20 protein-coding genes and 1 riboswitch are annotated in these 21,355 nt (G+C 42.5%); of the genes, 8 read left to right on the top strand and 12 right to left on the bottom strand.

Going from position 1 to position 21,355, the window contains the following annotated elements; translation table 11 throughout:
- Nucleotides 1–175 precede the first annotated feature (175 nt).
- On the top strand, nucleotides 176–1,696 hold the full coding sequence (locus Q4591_RS18885; protein WP_303462436.1) for an aldehyde dehydrogenase family protein: 1,521 nt from the start codon (nucleotides 176–178) through the stop codon (nucleotides 1,694–1,696).
- Nucleotides 1,697–1,822: 126 nt separating this feature from the next.
- On the opposite strand, the gene Q4591_RS18880 is transcribed toward Q4591_RS18885, so the two are convergent.
- A complete protein-coding gene (locus Q4591_RS18880) occupies nucleotides 1,823–2,530 on the bottom strand; it encodes a hypothetical protein (protein WP_303462434.1) in 708 nt (235 codons plus the stop codon).
- Between the two features lie 325 nt (nucleotides 2,531–2,855).
- On the opposite strand from Q4591_RS18880, the gene Q4591_RS18875 reads away from it, so the two are divergent.
- Nucleotides 2,856–4,886 (top strand): S9 family peptidase, encoded by a 2,031-nt coding sequence (locus Q4591_RS18875; protein WP_303462432.1) that lies wholly within the window; start codon nucleotides 2,856–2,858, stop codon nucleotides 4,884–4,886.
- A 174-nt stretch (nucleotides 4,887–5,060) separates the two neighbouring features.
- On the opposite strand, the gene traF is transcribed toward Q4591_RS18875, so the two are convergent.
- The 3 genes from traF to Q4591_RS18860 all read right to left on the bottom strand — a co-directional run bounded on the left by traF (nucleotide 5,061) and on the right by Q4591_RS18860 (nucleotide 7,744).
- A complete protein-coding gene (gene traF, locus Q4591_RS18870; protein WP_303462430.1) occupies nucleotides 5,061–6,266 on the bottom strand; it encodes a conjugal transfer protein TraF in 1,206 nt (401 codons plus the stop codon).
- Between the two features lie 211 nt (nucleotides 6,267–6,477).
- A complete protein-coding gene (locus Q4591_RS18865; protein WP_102530685.1) occupies nucleotides 6,478–7,002 on the bottom strand; it encodes a hypothetical protein in 525 nt (174 codons plus the stop codon).
- On the bottom strand, nucleotides 6,995–7,744 hold the full coding sequence (locus tag Q4591_RS18860; protein ID WP_102530686.1) for a helix-turn-helix domain-containing protein: 750 nt from the start codon (nucleotides 7,742–7,744) through the stop codon (nucleotides 6,995–6,997). Before Q4591_RS18860 ends, Q4591_RS18865 begins: the two co-directional genes overlap by 8 nt.
- A gap of 557 nt (nucleotides 7,745–8,301) precedes the next feature.
- On the opposite strand from Q4591_RS18860, the gene Q4591_RS18855 reads away from it, so the two are divergent.
- Both Q4591_RS18855 and Q4591_RS18850 read left to right on the top strand, forming a co-directional pair.
- Complete coding sequence (locus tag Q4591_RS18855; RefSeq protein ID WP_102440718.1) at nucleotides 8,302–9,111, top strand: cytochrome C; 810 nt, start codon at nucleotides 8,302–8,304, stop codon at nucleotides 9,109–9,111.
- Between the two features lie 17 nt (nucleotides 9,112–9,128).
- Entirely contained in the window at nucleotides 9,129–9,626 is a 498-nt protein-coding gene (locus Q4591_RS18850) for a hypothetical protein (RefSeq protein ID WP_102440704.1), read from the top strand.
- Nucleotides 9,627–9,714: 88 nt separating this feature from the next.
- Here the strand turns inward: Q4591_RS18850 and Q4591_RS18845 are convergent, their stop codons facing one another.
- Both Q4591_RS18845 and Q4591_RS18840 read right to left on the bottom strand, forming a co-directional pair.
- Nucleotides 9,715–10,080: a PleD family two-component system response regulator gene (locus Q4591_RS18845; protein WP_102440703.1), complete on the bottom strand. Its 366-nt coding sequence runs from the start codon at nucleotides 10,078–10,080 to the stop codon at nucleotides 9,715–9,717.
- A gap of 163 nt (nucleotides 10,081–10,243) precedes the next feature.
- Complete coding sequence (locus tag Q4591_RS18840) at nucleotides 10,244–10,426, bottom strand: hypothetical protein (RefSeq protein ID WP_076538754.1); 183 nt, start codon at nucleotides 10,424–10,426, stop codon at nucleotides 10,244–10,246.
- A 225-nt stretch (nucleotides 10,427–10,651) separates the two neighbouring features.
- Here Q4591_RS18840 and Q4591_RS18835 point away from each other — a divergent pair, with 225 nt between their 5' ends.
- From Q4591_RS18835 to Q4591_RS18825, 3 genes are all read left to right on the top strand, one after another.
- Nucleotides 10,652–10,831 carry a hypothetical protein gene (locus Q4591_RS18835; protein ID WP_303462428.1) on the top strand — a complete coding sequence of 60 codons (180 nt, stop codon included), beginning with the start codon at nucleotides 10,652–10,654 and terminating at the stop codon, nucleotides 10,829–10,831.
- A 332-nt stretch (nucleotides 10,832–11,163) separates the two neighbouring features.
- Nucleotides 11,164–12,009, top strand: coding sequence for an SDR family oxidoreductase (locus tag Q4591_RS18830; RefSeq protein ID WP_303462426.1), 846 nt, complete (start codon nucleotides 11,164–11,166; stop codon nucleotides 12,007–12,009).
- Between the two features lie 282 nt (nucleotides 12,010–12,291).
- Entirely contained in the window at nucleotides 12,292–12,606 is a 315-nt protein-coding gene (locus Q4591_RS18825) for a DUF3861 domain-containing protein (protein ID WP_102440701.1), read from the top strand.
- Nucleotides 12,607–12,757: 151 nt separating this feature from the next.
- On the opposite strand, the gene Q4591_RS18820 is transcribed toward Q4591_RS18825, so the two are convergent.
- From Q4591_RS18820 to Q4591_RS18795, 6 genes are all read right to left on the bottom strand, one after another.
- A complete protein-coding gene (locus tag Q4591_RS18820; protein WP_102440700.1) occupies nucleotides 12,758–14,143 on the bottom strand; it encodes a sodium:alanine symporter family protein in 1,386 nt (461 codons plus the stop codon).
- Between the two features lie 156 nt (nucleotides 14,144–14,299).
- Nucleotides 14,300–14,432, bottom strand: a riboswitch (glycine riboswitch).
- A 322-nt stretch (nucleotides 14,433–14,754) separates the two neighbouring features.
- Nucleotides 14,755–16,203 carry a methyl-accepting chemotaxis protein gene (locus Q4591_RS18815; RefSeq protein WP_102440699.1) on the bottom strand — a complete coding sequence of 483 codons (1,449 nt, stop codon included), beginning with the start codon at nucleotides 16,201–16,203 and terminating at the stop codon, nucleotides 14,755–14,757.
- A gap of 206 nt (nucleotides 16,204–16,409) precedes the next feature.
- Nucleotides 16,410–16,973, bottom strand: a complete 564-nt coding sequence (locus tag Q4591_RS18810) for a chalcone isomerase family protein (protein WP_102440698.1) — start codon at nucleotides 16,971–16,973, stop codon at nucleotides 16,410–16,412.
- Nucleotides 16,974–17,073: 100 nt separating this feature from the next.
- Nucleotides 17,074–17,922, bottom strand: a complete 849-nt coding sequence (locus Q4591_RS18805) for a hypothetical protein (protein WP_102440697.1) — start codon at nucleotides 17,920–17,922, stop codon at nucleotides 17,074–17,076.
- 124 nt (nucleotides 17,923–18,046) lie between these two features.
- Nucleotides 18,047–19,237: a DUF5692 family protein gene (locus Q4591_RS18800; RefSeq protein ID WP_241900991.1), complete on the bottom strand. Its 1,191-nt coding sequence runs from the start codon at nucleotides 19,235–19,237 to the stop codon at nucleotides 18,047–18,049.
- 56 nt (nucleotides 19,238–19,293) lie between these two features.
- Entirely contained in the window at nucleotides 19,294–20,196 is a 903-nt protein-coding gene (locus Q4591_RS18795; RefSeq protein ID WP_102475656.1) for a hypothetical protein, read from the bottom strand.
- Nucleotides 20,197–20,853: 657 nt separating this feature from the next.
- On the opposite strand from Q4591_RS18795, the gene Q4591_RS18790 reads away from it, so the two are divergent.
- Entirely contained in the window at nucleotides 20,854–21,186 is a 333-nt protein-coding gene (locus tag Q4591_RS18790) for a DUF6482 family protein (protein WP_102440695.1), read from the top strand.
- Nucleotides 21,187–21,355: the final 169 nt, after the last annotated feature.

Here is a 21,355-nt window from a genome sequence, read left to right as displayed (position 1 = left end):
CAGACCTAAGCCATTAACATCACTTAATTTATTGTAAATGGTGCAATGGGTTAGACACAGGTTTCACTATCATTTGTACTGTGAGGCAACAGCTGTGGATTCTCAGAATAGTCACTTTCCAATTATTGACTTAGCTTAATTAGTTATCCAAAAAATACAATTAGAGGAAAGTACTATGATTTACGCAGCACCCGGCGCAGCAGGTTCAGAAATGAGCTATAAATCGGTATATCAAAACTACATAGGCGGTCAGTGGGTTGAGCCTGTTAATGGCAAGTATTTTGACAATATCAGCCCAGTAAATGGCCAAGTTTTTTGTAAAATTCCCCGTTCAGATGCACAAGATATTGAGTTAGCCCTTGATGCAGCCCATAAAGCCCAAGCATCTTGGGGTAAAACCTCAGCCACGGAGCGTTCTAATATTTTATTAAAAATAGCCGATCGCATCGAAAATAACCTAACGGCTCTGGCAGTGGCCGAAACTTGGGATAACGGTAAAGCCGTGCGCGAAACCCTTAATGCCGATATTCCCTTAGCAGTTGATCACTTCCGTTACTTTGCTGGCTGTTTACGTGCCCAAGAGGGCAGCGCCGCAGAGATTGATGCCAATACCTTGTCGTACCATATTCATGAGCCGTTAGGGGTTGTTGGGCAAATTATTCCGTGGAACTTTCCTCTATTAATGGCGGCGTGGAAGCTTGGGCCTGCGCTCGCTGCGGGCAACAGCGTGATCCTTAAACCTGCGGAGCAAACACCAGCATCGATTCTATTTTTAATGGAGTTAATTGGCGATCTGCTGCCTGCTGGGGTGCTTAATATCGTTAATGGTATTGGTGAAGAAGCAGGTCAAGCGCTCGCAACCAGTAAGCGTATTGCCAAAATTGCCTTTACAGGCTCAACCCCAGTTGGCTCGCATATTTTAAAATGCGCCGCTGAAAACATTATTCCCTCCACGGTCGAGCTAGGTGGTAAGTCACCCAATATCATCTTTAACGATGTGGTTAACTTTGAAGATGAATATTTAAGTAAGTGCGTAGAAGGCGCAGTGCTGGCCTTTTTCAACCAAGGAGAAGTATGTACCTGTCCGTCACGGTTACTGATCCAAGAAGATATTTACCCGCAATTCATGGAAATGCTGATAGAGCGATCAAAAGCGATCAAGCGTGGTAATCCCTTAGATACCGACACCATGGTTGGCGCGCAGGCATCGAAAGAGCAGTTCGATAAAATATTAGGCTACATTGATATCGGCAAAAAAGAAGGCGCTGAAGTGTTATTAGGCGGCGAGATTGCATCTGTGGGTGATAATTTTGATAGTGGTTATTATATTCAGCCAACCTTGCTTAAAGGCACCAATGATATGCGCGTGTTCCAAGAAGAGATTTTTGGCCCAGTGATATCGCTCACCACCTTTAAGGATGAAGCCGAAGCACTCGCCATGGCCAATAACTCTGACTTTGGCTTGGGCGCAGGAGTGTGGACCCGAGACACTAACTTGGCTTATCGAATGGGGCGTAATATTCAAGCAGGCCGAGTGTGGACCAACTGCTATCACATGTATCCAGCCCATGCGGCATTTGGCGGTTATAAAAAATCAGGCGTGGGCCGTGAAACCCACAAGATGGCCTTAAATCATTACCAACAAACCAAAAACTTGCTGGTGAGTTACGACATTAACCCGTTAGGTTTTTTCTAAGCGATTAATCATGGGATAGTTGCAGCTTGATAGTTAAAGGCTATTTTTCAAGGTCATTTTAACAGGCTATTTTCAAGCTAAATATTAATAGGGCAAACAAGTTAGCTTGCTTGCCCTACCTATAATCTAAGACGACTCTCTTTTAGAGAGATAGGTCATGAGTAAATGAATTAACCCCATATACACAAATGCGCTCCAAGAGATAGCATGACTTATTTTATAGTCTAATTCGGCACAATAACCGACACTGCCATCATATTCTTCATTGGCTTCAGCCCAAAGACTGCTGCTGCCACTAAAAACCATCACCAGAATGCCTAAGCTAAATAGGTTGCTGGTTACTCCCCAAAGTGACCATGATACTAGCTCTATTAGTATGATTAGTCCCAGTGCAATAGTCGCCACCACCTTCTTGGTTAGCAGAGTTTTAGGCAAAAAATGGATGATAAACAGCATCAATAAGGTCATTAAGGCCGCATATTGAAAGAAGGTAGAAATGGTGTCTGCGGCAACCGATTTCAGCATAAAGCTGAGCAGTATTCCCGCGCCTAAGACAATAACATTGAAGCCTGCAAAGATTGTTATCGGCAACTTTTGGTCTAATAACAGCGCCCCAGCAATGCTGAAGAACAAATACATGGCTAAAATGGGCCAAAAACCGAGTATATTGAACCACTCAATGGGAATATAACTAATTGCTAAATAATTACAGACCCCCCCCCAAATGATGGCCAGAAAAATCAGCAAATTAAATTGTAATTTACTGATTTTATAATCAGTTAAAAAAACCGCTGAAAGCTGCTGTTTTATCTTGTCTTGATGTGAATCAAGCATGTTGCACCATTGTTATATTCCCCTTATTAATCAACAGCTAATTTTAATAATGGTAGCTTTTTTTATAAACTGCTTACAATGGTGCTTAGGTCGAAAACTAGCCTGACAAGCACTAAATTTGTGGTTTTTGCTTATCAGTCTCAGGTTTAAGCTTCATTTAAGTGTTAAGCCTGATGATAGTGATGTGATAACAGTAACAACTTGCCAACTTAGCCACTGCTATTTGTTGATGACGATAGAATTTAAGTAACTTTTATCGCCACATGAACAGACAAAGTTATTAGCAAAAATAAAATAATTAAAACAAATTTGAAGGAGACGACACGTGAAGAGAGTCGGGATAGTGCTGTTGTGCACGTTTATGTCAATAGCGACAGCGTTTGCAGAGCAAACCAAAACCCTTTCAGTGGATGTATTGTGGCAACTAAGCCGCATCGGTAATCCTACTATTTCCCCCAATGGCGATTACATCATTGCACCTGTCACTAACTACGATGTGCCTGAAGATAAAGGCTCAACTCAATTATGGTTATTTGATAAAGAGGGCAACAGCCAGCGCCCAATTACCGCTCAAGGTTTACGTGTGAGTGAGCCAACCTTCTCACCAGACAGCAATACTTTAGCTTTTATCAGCAAGCGTGATAAAGACGAAGCGGGTCAAGTGTACTTATTACCAATGAACTCACCAGGTGAAGCCCAGCGCTTAACTGAGGTGCCAAGTGGCGCTTATGGAATTAAGTGGGTGGGTGAGCATATTTACTTTATCAGTTCAGTATTTCCAGGTAAAAACTGGGATCAAGTAGCCGAGCAATTAAAAGCTGATAAAGACGATAAAGTATCAGCCCACCAATGGAATGCACTACCTTATTCAAGCTTTGATCATTGGCTGGATGAAGACCGTGAAGCCCATGTGTTTCGTATCCCTGCTAAAGGTGGCGATATTGAGCCCATTACTCAGCCTTTAAACAAGCAGCTACCACGTTCGTCGCAAAGTGCAGCTAGCTATGACATCGATCCAGCTGAGGGTTTTATTGCCTTTAATAGCAACGGTTGGGACAACCAAGTTGACGCTAAAATCGATATCTTTTTAGCAAAAATCGGTAGCGCTAAGGTTGAAAACCTAACCCCGAACAACCAAGCGCCAGATGCAAACCCAACATTTAGCCCAGACGGCAAAACCTTGGCTTTTACCCGCCAAACGATTCATGGTTTTTATGCCGATACTGCCAAGCTAATTTTGCTCGATGTTAACAAGCGCAGCGAAAAAGTGATTGCCAAAGACTGGGATCGCAGCGTCGCGCGTTTTGTGTGGACACCCGACAGCAAAGGCTTTTATGCAGCCATTGATGATGCCGCCACAAGACGCATTTTTCATATCAATGCTAAAAACGGCAAAGTAAAAGCCATCACTAAAGCGACTAACTTTGGTATGCCTGCGCTGGCGAATGACGGCACCTTAGTGGCCGCCAATGACAGCTTTACTTATCCAGCGCGCTTGGTAAAAATCAATCCTCGTAATGGCAGTAGCACCCGTTTAGACAGCTTTAATGATGAAATTTTAGCGGATATCGATGTGGGCACTTATGAGTCGGTGACCTATAAAGGTTATAACGATCAAGACATTCAAATGTGGGTTCATTATCCTCCGGGTTTTGATCGCAGCAAAAAATACCCATTAATGATGCTGATCCACGGTGGTCCACACAATGCCATTTCTGATGGTTTCCACTATCGCTGGAATGCGCAAACCTTTGCGTCATGGGGTTATGTGACGGCGTGGCCAAACTTTCATGGTTCAAACAGCTTTGGTCAAGACTTTGCTGACAGCATCAACCCAGACTGGAAAAACAAGTCACTGGAAGATGTGTTTAAAGCGACAGAGTGGTTTAAGCAAAAAGACTGGATCGATAACGATCGTTTAGTGGCGGGTGGTGCAAGCTATGGCGGCTACTTAACCTCGATTATATTAGGTCAAAAAGAACAGCCATTTAATGCGTTATTTATCCACGCTGCGGTCTATAACATGTACTCGCAAATGGCGGCAGATTTCTCGGTTCACAGTACCCGTTTTGGTAACTACTGGGACAAGCCTGAAATCTACAAGGCAATTTCGCCCCATTACGGCGCTGAAAACTTTAATACCCCAACCTTAGTGGTTCATGGTCAGCTTGATTACCGTGTGCCAGTCGGCCAAGGTTTTGAGTTATTCCGCACTCTGCAAACCCGTGGTGTGGAGTCGAAGATGATTTACTTCCCTGATGAAAACCACTGGATCATGAAGCCGAATAATTCAATTTATTGGTATAACCAAGTTGAGCAGTGGATGAACCGCTTTGCTGAACCTGGAGCTAAATAGTAGGGGCGAAATACAAATATTTAAGCCTTACTAACTGATTAAATATCACTTATAAAAAAGGCTGTTGCAGAACTTTCTGCAACAGCCTTTTTATTATCAGCAACGTAAGCGTTGTTAATTATGGTTACTTTTTAAAAATCTCTGCTCAGAAAGCTTAAACTTTAAATCTAAAACCTAAAAAATGAAGCTGGTTTGCAGTGCTGCCCCCATATTATTTTCATCACTGTAATTGGCTGAAATATCGATATTAAATACTCCAGCAATGGATAAGCCTAAACCGGCAGTCACGCTGTCATCGATATTATCTGTTAAATCTGTTTGGTAGCCGGCGCGCAATTTAGCCCAGCTAGCAGGGCTAAACTCAAGCCCAATAGCCGCGAGTTGGCGATTGTCATTACTGCTATCAAACTGGTTAAGCGTGCCGTCAATATTGCTATAACCTTCAGATTCATTTAACTGCACATCAATGGCTGCGGTGATAAAACGGTTTTGATAATTTGCACTGATAGTATAAGTCGGGCTTATTTCATATTGACCTTGCACGCCATTAATTAGCTCAGTGTCATAGCTATTCTCGATTAAGTTTTTCCCCACAAAACCAAAGCCAAATCCGGCGTTATGTTGATAAGCAATACCGACATCAAGGTTCATATTGCCTTGATCGTTTTGGTAGCGATCATCATCCCAGTCATCAAACTCAAAGTTATCAATGTCGGTAATATAATTTATGGTGTTTACCTGCTGATATTTAGGTGACACCCCATAGTAGAGCTCGCCTGTGGCAAACTGATGCGACTTAGCTAAGCTGACACCAATTTCGGTAACAACTACACCCATGGTTAACGCTTGAGAGTTCAACTCTTGGTTGATGATATTGCTTGGATCAAGATCGCTATCAGCAATATCAGCAAACACCAGTGCATCGGCATAGGCTTGGGCAAACAGGTTGACCGATACAAATTTATTGGGGATCGCAATGGCTAACTGGGTGCCCACTTGTACTTGGGCGTAATTGCCTTGGATCAACTGCAGTTGATCGATCACCACTTGGGCATCAGCTTCAGTTGGCATGCTGATGTTCTTAAAATCATCATAAACGTCTGAAAAATCTTCAACATTCTCGATAGTGTCAGTGGGATCGTTAGCGTGTACCCCAAAAGCAGGGAACAATACCGCCACGCCATCGGACTCTTTAAAACGCGCCGTTAATGCAGGGTTATGAAACGGCGCCGTTAAATAATCGGCGCTGCTAACGCCAACGCCGCCCATGGCATGTGAGCGCGCATCAAAACTGTGATTGTTAGCTTGAACTGAGGTAGCAAAGGCCGCGGCCATGCATAAAGGAAGGTAGCGTAGTGTTCTTGTGGTTATTATAGGCATATTAATCCAGCAACATATTGTTATTAATAGTTTTATTGAAGTTGTTCGAAGCGGGATTATAGCATTGCTTAGGTTTGTTGTTACCAAGTGTTTGTGCTTATGTGAACTGAGCTGCATTGTTTTTATATTTTTTAGCCTATTAGCAAGTGACGGTTTTAAAGCATCACTTTAAAGCATCACTTTAAAGCATCACTTTAAATCATTAGCTCAGTTACTTCATTTCCACGAGGTTGCAGGCACAGATATTAGTACTGGGTAAAAAATACAGTAACACGGTATTTTGTTGCGCATTTCGATTAGTAATTTGAATCGTAAGGTTATGGACGCCTTTTTTACTGATATTTCTTTTAGCAAAGGCCTCTAAGTGGCTGGCATGTTGTGGTAATGGCAGCTCAGTATTATGCCTAATTAATTCATTGTGGGTTAAGTTTAAAATGTAGGTGTCTTTCTCTTTATAAGCGCTAAGTACATCGCCTGTTAAATACAGGGTTGCAATAGGATTGCCATCGGTCGTGAAGTAACGGTAGCTGATACTGGCTGAACGTTTTTGTAAGGTAAAATCAGCGATCAGCGAGTGATGTTCAATGGTGTCACTATTAGGGTTTTTCGCCACTAATTCATTGCGACAAGATAGCACCATATCCACTTCGGTGGCTTTGATATGCTGGTAAACAATGACGATGCTGACAATGGCCATTAAGGCCGCCAGTATTCTGAATATGATGCGATTAGTCACAGAGTGATACCTCAGCTAGCCATTTATCGGAGATAAAATTCGGGGTTAAACTAAAATCACTGGTTTTAATATTGCGCATTAAGTTATCGCCATTTGGCTTTTGCCGAGCTAAAGAGATATTTAACACCTGCATGTCGTTAGAAAATGCCAGATACACTTGTTGCCACACTAAGGTGTTGCATTGGTTGAGAGCAGCAATGATTTTTTCTTCAGTGGGCTTATCTTGTTGCATTGATATGCTGGGTGACTCAAGCCACGTCAGTTTTATTTGTTGCTGATTATCTAATTGCACAATGCGGCTATTTTTGACTGGCGTTTGTGCAGGTTTAAACAGTATGTATTGATGCATTGCTGCAATAATGGCGGTTAACACTACAAGCACCAATGCAGTGGTATAGATAAAGTGTTTTTTATGCTTTGCAGATTGCTGAATCCAACTGGCTGCTGGTGGGGTGATATTGAGCCGATAACCTTTACGCGGAATGGTTTCAATTAATTCAGCATAATTTTCGCCAAAGTACTTACGCAAAGTAAATACTGCTTTTGCCACTGCCGATTCACTCATAACAGGGCTTTGGGAGCCAGCACAGGCTAATTGGCCTTTGGTCATGATGCGATTGGGGTGAAGACTTAATTGCTCTAAAACCTGACTTTCGGTGCGGGTAAGGTGCAGCTGAACTTGAGATTCAGTATTGAGTATTTGGCTATTGGCAATATCAAATTCAAAGATTTCAATGCGCATTTAAATCACACTCAGATAAACATTCTATTGTTAAGTTTACTGCAATTAGATAATTACAAACATTCTACAAATCACAGTTTTACCATACAGCACTAACTTTGCAGCTGGCTTTTGCTAAAAGCCACTCATTACTTCTTTGTTATGACCAATAGCCATTGCAGTCGCGGCTGCTCGTATCAAGCTCCCGCGCTTCGGATATTGCTAGTTCTGCTACGGACAATTAACTTAACGTGATCTGGGTCACATTAGATTTTAAGTAATCTCAAAAGTAAAACTCTGTAATTAGTATTACGTGCTAAATGCGGGTGCTTTTTTGATATTTAACGCTGTTAAGTTGAGTTTTTTCGCTATTTAATCCATCTTCAATTCGATTTTTCTAATGGAGTGATTAACTGAAATATTACTTTGAACTAGCTCCCGTTGCCATTTTTCCTGTCTGTCATGCTTATCTCAAGCCAGAAACGTAAGTGCTGAAGATGTACTTTTTAGCGTTCTGCCAGTTATCAACACTCAGCTTAAAAGTTGGGAATAAATATAAAAATGCGAGGCAAGTGATTATGAAAACTCTAAATAGAAGACAAGCGATCAACCGTATTATTGGTATTTCTACTGCGGCAGCGGGCGGGGCACTTATCGCTAATCCTGTTATAGCGGCAGTGACCAACGTTAGCGGAGATTGGAAATTAGAAGTGGGTACCCGCTTAGCTTATAGCAAACTTGATCCCATGGTTGTGGCAAAACGTGCTTATGAAACCGGTAATGGCTGTATGTTCCAAGTATTTGATAGCATTATTCAAAGCTTGGCAGAATCAGATTCTGTTGATGCTGATAAGTTCGCCCAAGTACCAACCGCCATGGCGCATTATGGCTATGCAGGCATGCTAGGAGAAGGCACTGTTTGTGGCAATATTAACGCCACAGGTATGTTGGTTAATTTATTATCCATTAATGGTGAGCCTGCCAATGCAATGTTAAGTCAAACCATGCGTTTTTATGAATCAGAAACACTACCGTTTCAAACGGCTGAATTTATTGAAGGCATAGGCGCTGACATGACAGAGACCTTAGCTCAAGTCGGTAAACCTACAGCGGCAAATAGCACCCTTTGTCACAGCTCTATTAGTCTTTGGGCCAGTGAAAATGGTAAGTCATTTAGTGAAAAAGGCATGCGCTGTAAACAGCTTTCAGCCTCTGTGGTCTATGAATTAGTTGCAATGCTTAACAAGGCTTTTGATGGTGAGACCGTAAATGATCACCCAGTTTCAGATGCGACTCAAGATTGCCAAGGTTGTCATACATCGTCATCAACATTTGCCCCTAGTGTGCAAACGAATATGTCATGTAATACCTGTCACGGCGGCCACTAATTGCTGGGAGTAATAACATGAAACATCTTAAATTATGTAGTGTCATTGGCTTGAGTTCGATGTTGTTGTTTGGCTGTGGAGGCTCTGATGATGAAACTATCGATCCGCCAATTGAGCCACCTGTAGAGCCTCCGGTATTGACGGTCAATATTGATCAAACTGAGACCTTAACTGCTAGCTTACAATCTGTTGATGCAGAAAATGGCGCAGTGACAGTAAAACTGACAGGTGATGATGATTTGTCGGTCACTGACGCAAGTGCATTTAACCTGATTATTATGGGTTACCCTTCAAAGACGCAGTCGTCAACCAAGTACAATCTGGATTGGCATCAGGCGAGTCATGCAAATTGCATTGAGGCTGAAACCTGCTCACTTGATATCAATGAAGCTGAATCAGGGCTGTATTATTTAACCTTAGACAGTGTGAATTGGAAAACTGCGGTTGAGACTTACCGGGTAGCCTTAGAAGTTAAAGGTGACAAAGCTCATTATGAATTAGTGTTTATGGATTAAGGTACTTACCAATGTACTTTTAAGCTAGCTGTAAAAATGACAAAGCCTTTTCATTATGAAAAGGCTTTTTTACTGCTCAAATGATCGATTAACTCAGAAAGCGATCAATAGTTTTTTGCACATCATTGGGCATGATGGGCTTCGTCAGGTAATCATCAGCACCAATTTTTAAGGCTAACTCTTGATCAGATGCTTCAATGAGTGAGCTGACTACTACGATCGGAGTATTGGCGATTTCAGGCTGATCTTTAATAAACTTGATTACTTGATAGCCATTGATATTAGGCATAGTGATATCGACGAAAATTAAATTAGGGCGAATGCTTGCAAACATTTCGATGGCGGCATCGCCAGAATTTGCAGTCATAACCCGATATTCATCGCCCAAAATTGCCAGTAACAAACCTGTGCAAACAGGATCGTCATCAATAACTACAACCGTACGTTTTTCCATTAATGCCTCATTAACAACTAGATACTCTTGGTGTTGTATTGTCATTATAGCTTAAAGCGACAGCGGAAAATGAAATATCAAGCCAGAAACAATATTGAGGGGAATTTTGTTTCTGGCATTGTCGTTATCAAACCAAGGTTTGATATTGCGGTAGTTAGTTTGCTTAGAAGGTGGCAATAGAGGCCAGGTGTGCTTCAAGTTCTGCTTCTGTGGTGGGGGTAATCTCAAGTTCAATTGAGAGCGGATCGCTACCATTAAGCATAAATGCCGCTTGTTTGTTGTGATCGTAATGAAACCATTTTCCATTAATACACACGTCGGTATAGCAGTTCGGTAGTAATTCCATGAGTACACCTATTATTTTATGTGATGGAGCTTGTAGGGTTATATTTGTGACACTAAAGCACAGTTTGAATGTGCTTTAGTGATCTTAGTCACCTTTATAAGACAATAGTTAAGCTAGGAGCACCTTGATCTGCATCAATTGAGATAGCGTTTTGTTGGATGGGAAAAGACTTTTCGTAACACAAAACACTAAAAGAGGCTTACTTTAAGCCTTATTTAGATATTAATGCTGCTTTTTGCCTATTCTTTAGGGTTAACCTTTGTTGATGGTGTTCACCAATGGTTATTCGGCTGCGGTTATTCGCTAGCAGTTATTCGGCTGTGGTTATTCGCTAGCAGTTATTCGCTAGCAGTTATTCGCCAGTGGCTATTCGGCTGTGGTTATTCGCTAGCAGTTATTCGCTAGTAGTTATTCGGCTGCGGTTATTCGCTAGCAGTTATTCGGCTGTGGCTATTCGGCTGTGGTTATTCGCTAGCAGTTATTCGGCTGTGGTTATTCGCTAGCAGTTATTTGGCTGTGGTTATTCGCTAGCAGTTATTCGGCTGTGGCTATTCGGCTGTGGTTATTCGCTAGCAGTTATTCGGCTGCGGTTATTCGCTAGCAGTTATTCGCCAGTGGCTATTCGGCTGTGGTTATTCACTAGCAGTTATTCGGCTGCGCAAATAAGCTGCTATGCTTTAATTTTTGTAGATTGGCACTCGCCGATGGATTAAATGCTTTGAACAGGAGAATATCCAATGAATATTGCTGTAACAGCAACTAGTGGTCAACTTGGCGCTGCAATAGTAAATGCCCTGCTTGCTTTAGGCCCCAATTACAATGTAATCGCCCTTGCTAGAACCGTCGACAATGCCAAACACCTTGGGGTTGAAGTTCGCCCAGGTGATTACGATAATCTCGCTGAGCTTGAGACTTCGCTTAATGGTGTCGATACCTTATTACTGGTATCAGGTATGGCAGCCCCTGAAGCGCGTATTCCTCAGCATCGTAATGTTATTCAAGCAGCCAAGCAGGCAGGGGTTAAAAAAATTGTCTATACCAGCGTTCAAGGCGCTGAGGAAGGCACGGCATTTTCTCCGGTTATTCAGAGTAATCGACAAACCGAGCTAGATGTCCAGAGCTCAGGACTTGAGTGGGTTATAGGCCGAAACGGTATCTATATTGAGCCAGATATTGAGTATATTGATAGCTACAAGGCGGCCGGCTTTATTTCCAATTGCGCTGGCGATGGCAAGTGCGGTTACACCACTCGAAAAGAGCTGGCATTTGCCTATGCCTGCATGTTGACTGAAGATAAACATAACGGCCATGTTTATAACCTCCATGGTGAGTCAATAACTCAATATCAATTGGCTGAATACTTGAATAAGAGTTTTGAGCTTAGCCTTAAATATATTCCTGTTTCAGTGGCGCAATACCGCGACGATCGCACCGCTGAACTGGGTGAATTTATGGGTACGGTGATTGCAGGTATTTACCAAGGCATACTTAATGGTAAATCAGATAACCCCAGCGACTTTACCCAAGCTGCAGGTCGTAAGCATCAAAGTTGGGATGATTACTTCTCAAGTCTTAACGCTTAAGTGTTAAAGCCCAAGCCTTAAAGCTTAATGTCGCCGTTAATGCGCGGCAATTAAAAGTTTAACGTCATAAAAAGCAGGCTGAAACTAACAAGGTCCTAGCTCAAACTAACTGGTTGCGTCTTGCTGAAGCGTAACCAGTTAATCCAAACCCTGTGTAAACCTTATAACAGCTCTCTACTGGTTAACATTGCTACAATTAAATGGTTGACAAAATCAACCAGCGCAATTATAGTTGACCTTATCAACTAGTTTTAACTTGTTTCATTAAGCCGGAGAGAGATTATGATCCCTAAAATTAACCGAGAAAATCGCTACCGCATTACCGTTGAAGAGCAGATCTCAGGCCAAGATACTGGCAAAACCTTAAGCTTTGAGTTTCAAGATAGGGAAGACCTATTCAACGCTGTTGAAAATATAAAAAAGGGCAGTGGCTTAGAAGCGCCGCTTGCCACCAGAGTCGCCGTAGCCTTACGACTGTTAGGGCCTGTGATGATGCAAAACCGTAAGCATCCACTATTTTTGGATTTTATGCCTCACTTTAAAACCTTTATGAACAATCTAAAAAGCACAGTAAAACAAACCATCACAGCTAAATAATCCCTAGGTTAATTTGATGCTTATCAAGATGATGTGTGCTGAGATAATCAGCTTTCAAAAAAGGCGCAGTCATTCACTGACTGCGCCTTTTTATTATTTAAGCCTGTTTTTAAACATTAAAAAAGGGCTTAAGGTATTTCAGTAAACCTCGTTACTTAACTGCTGAGTCCAGTGCATTGTAAGAGGCATGTTTACCTAGCTGCTTAGCAAAGTACTTGTTGGTTTCGGCTAAGATAATGTGTCTTAAACCAATAATCCCGATCAAGTTAGGAATAATCATTAAGCCATTAACGGTATCGGCCAGCATCCAAATAAGGTCTAGTTGAATAAACGCGCCGCCGGCAATCAAAGTTAAAAAGATAAACTGATATAGTTTAATACCTTGTTCACCTAAGCGTTTGCTGGTTAGGTAGTACCAACAACGCTCGCCGTAATAATGCCAACCTAGAATGGTGGTAAAGGCAAAACACACTAGAGCAATGGTCACCACATACTGGCCGACAATCACTGAGCCGCCAGAGGCAAAGGCTGCACTGGTCATTGCTGCGCCAGCAGTATCGCCATTCCACACACCGGTGATAATCAGCACTAAGCCTGTCATGGTACAAATCAAAATAGTGTCAAAAAAGGTGCCGGTCATGCTGACTAAGCCTTGCTCGACCGGTTCTTTAGTTTTAGCGGCAGCGGCCGCAATGGGCGCACTCCCTAAACCCGATTCATTAGAGAATACCCCGCGGGCGATACCAATTTGAATGGCTTGCGCCACCGTTGCGCCTAAGAAACCGCCTGCTGCAGCAATAGGGGCGAAGGCTGAGTGTAATACTAATTCAATGGCCGGAATGATTTGCTCAGAAAAGCTAAATAAAATCCACAAACAGGCCAATACATAACCTAGCGCCATAGTAGGTACTAACTTTTGCGCCACATTGGCAATGCGTTTAACGCCGCCGATCGTCACCGCAGCGACAAGGGTGGTGAGTACGAGGGCGGTAACCCAAGTCGGCACATCAAAGGCAATGGTCATGGCATCGCTAATGGCATTCACTTGGGCGAAAGTACCGATACCGAAAAAGGCTACGCCGACACCAAAAATAGCAAAAATATTGGCTAGCCACTTTAAGCCGAGACCACGCTCAATGTAGTACATTGGCCCGCCAGCAATATTACCTCTGGCATCGGTGGTGCGATACTTTACTGCCAGCATACATTCAGCATATTTGGTTGCCATTCCAAAGAAGGCTGCTAGCCACATCCAGAAAAGGGCGCCCGGCCCACCGATTTTAATCGCGGTGGCGACGCCGACAATATTACCAGTACCGATAGTGGCAGATAGCGCTGTACATAAGGCCGCGAAGGAAGATAAGTCGCCTTTGCCGCTAGCAGGTTTAAATAATAAGCTTAAGGCCAGTGGCAGCTTAAGGACTTGGAGTAATTTTAGGCGAATGGTGAGATATAGCCCGGTGCCGATCAGTAAGCATAGGGTTATAGGGCCCCAAACAATGGCATTGATATCGGCTAAAAGCGCGTGAAAATTCATGGTATTCCTCGAATATTAAACAACAAAATTAATATGGAGGAGGAAAAGAAATGGCTGGATTTGTGGTACTGAGGAATACAGCTCACGCAGGTGTTCATCATGATTGATGACATTAGGCACAGCAGAAAACGACAGTGACCATAAATGAATACAGTCATCCTCTCCTCTGTCCTTTTGCCTGAGCGTTTCGCGGCAGTTGAATTAATTCAACTGCCACTTTCGCCTTCGGCGCTGTAATGACATTAAGCTGCGAACCACTAATGCTTACAGTCTCTCCAGAGGCTCGTCCAGTAACAGTCCTCACCACTAAGTGGCACCTGAAAGAGTGGTTTATTAAATGATATCAATACCATCCAACAAACTTGCCTCGTCGGTGTGGGGTTGCTCCCCACTCTCCTGCTACCTTCATCCGAACGGATCTTTTTGCTAAGCGATTAAAAAGTTTAACAAAAAGGACTGACAGCATGCGTGATGTTACCCATGTGCTCAAGAGATCTGTATCACAGTTTTATCAACAGGCTGTTTAACTGGTTTATATTTGAACGAGTGCTAATTTCGAGTGTTCTTTGTTAGCGCTCTTTGTTAGGGTTCGCATTTACAGCTTGGCAATACTAGCTACTGACTGCCATATTCAAATCAGTTGCTAACCTTTTTAGCGTTTCAACCTGGTGGGTAAGCTTCTCGCCTTGGTTGGCAACAGACTCTGATACTTGATGAGTTTTAACAACACTGCTAGCAACTTCGGCGCTGGCAGTATTAAGTTCTTGAACTGCCTGAACTTGATGCACCATGGTATCGGCAAGTTGATTGATATCACTGAGGGTCTCTGCGACCTTAGCGATAATACTGGTGAGCTCATTACTGGATTGCTCAATGACACTTTGGCCGTGCAGCACTTCTTTTTGGCTACGATCTAACAGGCTACGAATTTCGACTGCAGAGGTATTACTCTTAGCTGACAGCTCGCGCACTTGTTCAGCCACTACTGCAAAACCGCGCCCATGCTCACCAGCGCGAGCCGCTTCAATGGCAGCATTGAGTGCCAATAAGTTGGTTTGGTCTGCCACCGAGGTAATTAAATCTGCCACTGACATAATTTCTTTATTACTGACTAAAATTTTGCTGATAGCTTCTGTAGTAGCCGCCAGTGATGAGGCACTTAGCTGAGCCTGATCATTGATAAGTTGGCTGCGATTACGTAAATCGACCACAAATGATTCTGACTGCTCAACATCTTGAGTCATCCGGCTAAGCTGTTGGTTCATTTCTTCAGCGGCGCTGGCCTGAGATTGGCAGTTTTGATTTAAATCATCCACTTGATGATGCAAGTCTTCAGATTGTGTTTCAAGTACCTCAGCCATGCTAGACAGTTGCACCGCATTGTCACCCGCGCGATGTAAAATTGACGATAATTGCTGGGCGCTTTGCTCTGCATCATTTGCGACTTTTTCTGTTTGATGCTGAGATTTTTCAGCATGCTCAATGGCTTTATTACGTTGCTTGGCGGTAAAGGCTTGGGCGATAACAATTATAATCAGTGGCATTAATAAACCAGACCAAGCCTCTGTCATGTATGCCGTATCAGACAGTTCCATAACCGGAATGCTCACCCCTTGTAACTCTAACATTAGCATCCAAGATGACGCTGCGATCACCAGCGCACTCCAAATCGTCGCCATTAAAATACCTGCAGTTAAAAAGAAGGCGATCAGTAATACCGTTAACCATAGGCTCTGACTTGAATTGAGCACACCACCGTCCTGATAAATAAGGTTCAGTGCATGTAGAGCCATACCAAGGAAACCGACATTAAGCGCGAGGGTCGGCATTTTTGCCAAGCGCAAAATTAAGCCTGCACTTATCTCGGCAATAATTAAAAATATAGAGGTGTAGATCAATAAACTATGATCAAATTGCAGCCATTTAAACAGACTGTAAAGGCCGGTAAATAGTGATAAAAGTGAGAAAAATAGAATGACTTCCACATACCTGAGTTGAGTGTCATTCCAGGTATTATTGGTCGGGAAAAAAGCAGCACGCCACATTGCCAAAGGAGTCATAAAATTGCCTCTTATAATACAAAGTAGAAAAGGCCTAGGGGATAAAAAACCGAATACTTACCTTAGCCTAAACTAAATAATTCAAATCTAAACTATTGTTTTTTATTGATTTATTAAAATTTGTTCTAGATTTACCATGGCTAAGGTGACAGCGGCAAACAGTTATCGCCTTAGACCATGGTTATCGTCACTTTTATTGTTTTAGATCAACCTTTTAGCATCGATTTTTTTAGGCCTTTATCGGTTGGCTTTTTGCCTAACCAGACACTGAGCACCGCTTTACGGAAGTCTTCACCTGGAGTGACAGCCAATTGCTGGCCATTTTTGTAACTAATCACACCTTCACCGGGCACGCTCATTAAGGTGAATTGATCGCCTGACTTAATGGGATCAGAAAAAGAGTTGATCAAGGATTCAATACTGGCGGCAATCGGCTCCGTTTTGCCGTTTGTTGCCCGATCAAAGCCTTCATTTAAGGCATCGATCATTTTTTCTGAGGTGATCATATCTGAGGTAATATTAAGCCGAATCGCAGTTGGGGAGTCGCTATCAATCACCTGTTGTGCTTGGGTACTGGTGCTGGTGGTAAACAAAGAACCGACATATAAGTCGATAAAAAATTTACTCCGAACTCCGGCGCCGTTTAACACCATAGTGCTGTTATTTAAAGTCACGTTTTCAGGCACACTGACACCTGAAATATCAACGGCAGCTGAGGCGCTGGCACACACGAACATTAAGCTCGTTGCGGTAATAATGCGTTTAATCATGTCATCCTCCATTAAGGATTAAAAAGCGCTGCCAATACTGAAACAGTTTGGTATTTAGCAGCGAAAGAGCATTAGTGGCTATTAGTTAAAAATACACTGGCTAGAATGCGTGGTTATATTCAATCCAATAGCTATCATCAGTGCTATCACTATTGTCTGTTTTATAGTTCACTCGCACGTTTTGGCGTTTGTTCATTTGATATGCCAAAGATAATTCACCGCTAAAGCTTGCCATTTGTAAGCCGCCATCCATGATGTCATCGCTCCATGACTTGCCTTGCATTTCTTCGGTATAAGAAGCGCTTAATAGCATCCACCAGTTATCATTAAAGGCATAACGGGCATAAACCATACCGGTTAAAATGAGTGATGGAACATCAATGCCACTGCTGGTTACCGGGATGTCTGTAGCTGTAATATCTTGCATGTTATCGCCAACGACCACAGCACCGGCATATAAAATTGGCCAAATATAGAAGTTATCAGTAACCGGAATCGTCATCACAGGACCCGCTTGCACCACTGCCATACTGCCATAAAAAGGATGGTCAGCTAGGATGGCGTCAATAGACCAGCCGGTGCCGTTTGTGGTGTTGATAGTGCCATAACGTAAACGGTACGAACGCTTGCTGGTTTCATCATTAAATGTTGGTACAAGGCCGTAATCAGGATGCTCTATCATCCCAGTAAATTTAGGGCTTTTATCACCCTCGTTAAAGATATTTTTAGCTTCGAAAATAACCCCACTCTTTTGACCTGAATCAGCGGTTTTTTCCGACAGCATTAATTGGCCTTTAATGTTCATGCCTTCACTGCCGTATGATGCGCCAATAGAGGTGTAAACATCAGTTGGATTAGACATATCAATATCTGCTTCTGTGTCAGCAGCATAAGTTAAACCAGAAGTCATTGAAGCGAGTATTGCCATACTTAGAATGCGTGTTTTCATGGTAACTCCATTATTTTGTAATTAGTTTTTAATTAGTTTTTATCATTAGCGTTATAAATTTCTGAGGACTAATCCTCGTGGTACTGGCGATAGGTTGCGCCAGTACCCATTACTTCTTCACGTTTTATTGGGCTTGGTATGAACCTGCCATTAAACGGGTGTTGGTATATTTTTTACTAAAGAATACATAAGCATAAGCAGCATTAATGATGAAACTAGCTGCACCTGCTGCCAGCATGAGTTCATCATTGCGTGGTAGTGGAACCACGTTACTTTCGTACATGAATGGGCAGCTGAAGTAGTACATGAACGAGCCTGCTAAAGTGAATGCTCGAGCCTGTAACCAAGTGCCTTTTTTAATGAATAGCGCTGGTAATGTTGCTGCGATTAGCACCATCATTTGCGCCGTCGCAGAGCCTGGGAAATTGAGGTAAACGAACACAATATTCCAAACGTCGTAGGCGATAATCCAAAATGTGGTCATTGCTGGCCAAATCATGTCTTGCTGCTTACTTTTGTCTGAGAAAATTTTCGCCCAACCTGCAAGGGTGATAATAGATAGCACACCACCAGTTGCATTGAGGATATTGGCAAGATTACCCATACTGAAGTCTTGCATTACCGCTTCTGAAATATTAATCGCGAGGAATGCAGCAGCGCCGAATTTTGCCCATTTCATATCACCGACTTTGGTAAAGCGGATTAAGGTAAATAAGGCTGCAGCACCAACAACTGAGTACAGTTTTACCCATTTGAACCAGTAGGTGATCTCATAGCTTGACCACAGTGGAATAAGCGCTATGGGTAAGATGAACCAAAAAACGTAGTTACTCCATTTGTAGCGTCGGCACATTTCGTTTAATGCAATTAAGCCAAATAGCACCAGTAATACATGCCCATAAGCGCGGTATTCATACCATTTGTGAATGTTGAAGCCATCGTCTGCTAAGGTGAAGCGGATTTCTTCACTGTCAACGTAAGTTAATGTTGCCCCATCAAAGTCATTAATCTCATCACCCGCTTGGCTGCTAATCACCACACCTGTGGCAGTTTGCTGCCAACGCTGGGTTTCGACTTTATTAAAGCCGCCAGATTGTTTAGTGACACTGACAAGATTGTTTTCAGCAAATTCCATTCGATAAAACAAGCTACCTTCGCCGGGTTTGCCGTCTCTGGTGCCTTGCCATATTTGCCCTGGTAGCGGCTGAGTTTCTACTTGATGATTAATGGCGTCATCAGCGTTAGCTACGCTGGTGATGCTTACCATCATTAACGCAAAAACCGCGCTAAATAGTGTTATTAGTTTATGTTTCATAACAACGTCTCGTGTTGTATTAACCGAATACCGATGTGGTATTCGGTTGGAGGTGATTAGGCTGTTGCTAATTTCTTATCTTGAGCCGTTTGATCATCTTCTAATTCGCTGACTAATGGTGGTGGAGACTTTTCACCAAATGGTGGTTCACCATTTTTCTTCTGCATGGTGAAGTACCAAATTGCGAAAGGAACGTGTAAAGCAAGGTTGATGACGCCCCAGTAATACAGCACGTTATCGTTGGCCCAGCTGCTTGAATCCATTAGTGGTACAAACACGTCGCTGTTAGCGCGGATCAGTAGGTGGAATGCCAAGGTGTAAACACGCGCGATTATGTAAAGCTCTGGTCGACCTTTGATTAATGGGTATAGCTCTGCCGCCATCAAGATACAGAATGAACTTGCGAAGAACGCAGGGCTCTCACCGAATACAAAGGCTAGGTTCCAGGTGGTATAGAGGAAGTTCCATGCCGCTGTGGAATAAAACAGTAAGTCGTTTGGTTTGTCTTTACCGATAACCCAATAGACACGTTTACCATTTTTGTAGCGTGGGAAAGGAATAGTGACACAAAGAATGACACCACAGATTGCGTTAAAGTAGTTTGCTGTAGCAAAGTCTTTTAATGTGGCTTCTGCAATGTTTAACACTAAAACTGCATATAGAAATTTTAACACCCAGTCGCCGCGGAAAAAAGCCAGCACCTTGTGTGGGTTTTGATGATATAGCCACGCGATACGGGCACCACCAACAACAATTGCAGTGGGGATTAATACACTGACCGTCTTAACCCAACGGAACCATCCGTCAAGTTGATCTGCCCATAGTGGGGCTGTCACTAATGAAAGTAGCCAAAAAGCGGCGGTTAATCTTGGTGTTCGGCGCATACCTTCAACCAAAACGAGTAATAAAACAATATAACCTGTCATTGATACGAAATATTGCCAGACTGGGATGTCCATAATGCCTCCGAGAGCATGTTATTTAGCAATCTATAGCTCCTAACTGATGGAGCTATGTTCAAAAAAATTCACGTTTTTGTTTAGTTCTTATTCGAATAGATCTTCAACATCCAAAGTTAGAGTAATAACTCTACTTTAGAGTCTTTACTCTAACTTAGGGTTTTAATTAGACCTTGATCTAAATCAAGTAATGATTCTGTTTTGGTTGTTACCTAAAGGTATTTAGCTTGTTAATGTGACCGAGTTAACAGGTTGTTTAATCGCTAAATAAGTGACTATTAATTCATGGTTTCGTTAAATTTATATATTAGGTTGCCATAATTTATTCAATATTTTCAGTAAATTAGAAATTATACAAATTACTTATGTGTGTGGGAGCCACTTTGGGAAGGGAATCGCTTTCAAGTGCTACGGGGCGGGATATATATTGGCTATTGTTGTAAACATTTCAGTAACAATTTTACTTTTAAGTGTGGGTGAAAAAGGGATTGTGACTGTGGCTGTAGTCATTGTAGTGAACAATTTTTGGACATTGAACGTAATTTATTTAACAACTCAGTGCTGAGAGCAGTCATTAAGTCTTAAATTGCCGCAGTTAGTCGCTGCAGTTAATGAAGCTTGATTTTAAGCATCAGTTATTACATCCGAGGAACCACTATGCCTAGTATAAATAAAGCCGTTAATAACCCAAGAGATACGAGTCAACATGGGCTGAATACCTTCGAGCAGTCTGTGTATAACGACAGTCAGCCAACGATCATCGGTGTGGCAGATTCGACTCACTATCTGGTGGGCGTAGTGGATGCGGATAATAACTTTTCAGGACTGACAGCAGGCAGCGCTTGCACAGTAGTTAATTCACTCGCAGAGGCTAAGACGCTGCTGCGAAGCCATTATTATTCCAGGGCTAATGTGGTATATCAAACAGCTTATGATGAAATGTGTGGTTTGGCTGCAAATGGTCATTATCATGAAAGCATAAAGCTATAACAATTATCCTTTGGTTACCAATGCTTTGAACTGTGCGGCTTGGCCTGCGAATGGCCACTATTAATCAGTACGAAAGCATAAAGCTATAACAATTCTCCTTTGGTTACCAATGCTTTGAACTGTGCGGCTTGGCCTGCGAATGGCCACTATTAATCAGTACGAAAGCATA

It is taken from the genome of Shewanella sp. 3_MG-2023, from assembly GCF_030548765.1.
Lineage (GTDB): Bacteria > Pseudomonadota > Gammaproteobacteria > Enterobacterales > Shewanellaceae > Shewanella.
Note: the sequence above shows the minus strand (reverse complement) of the source record. Positions and strands in the feature narration are given on the sequence as shown.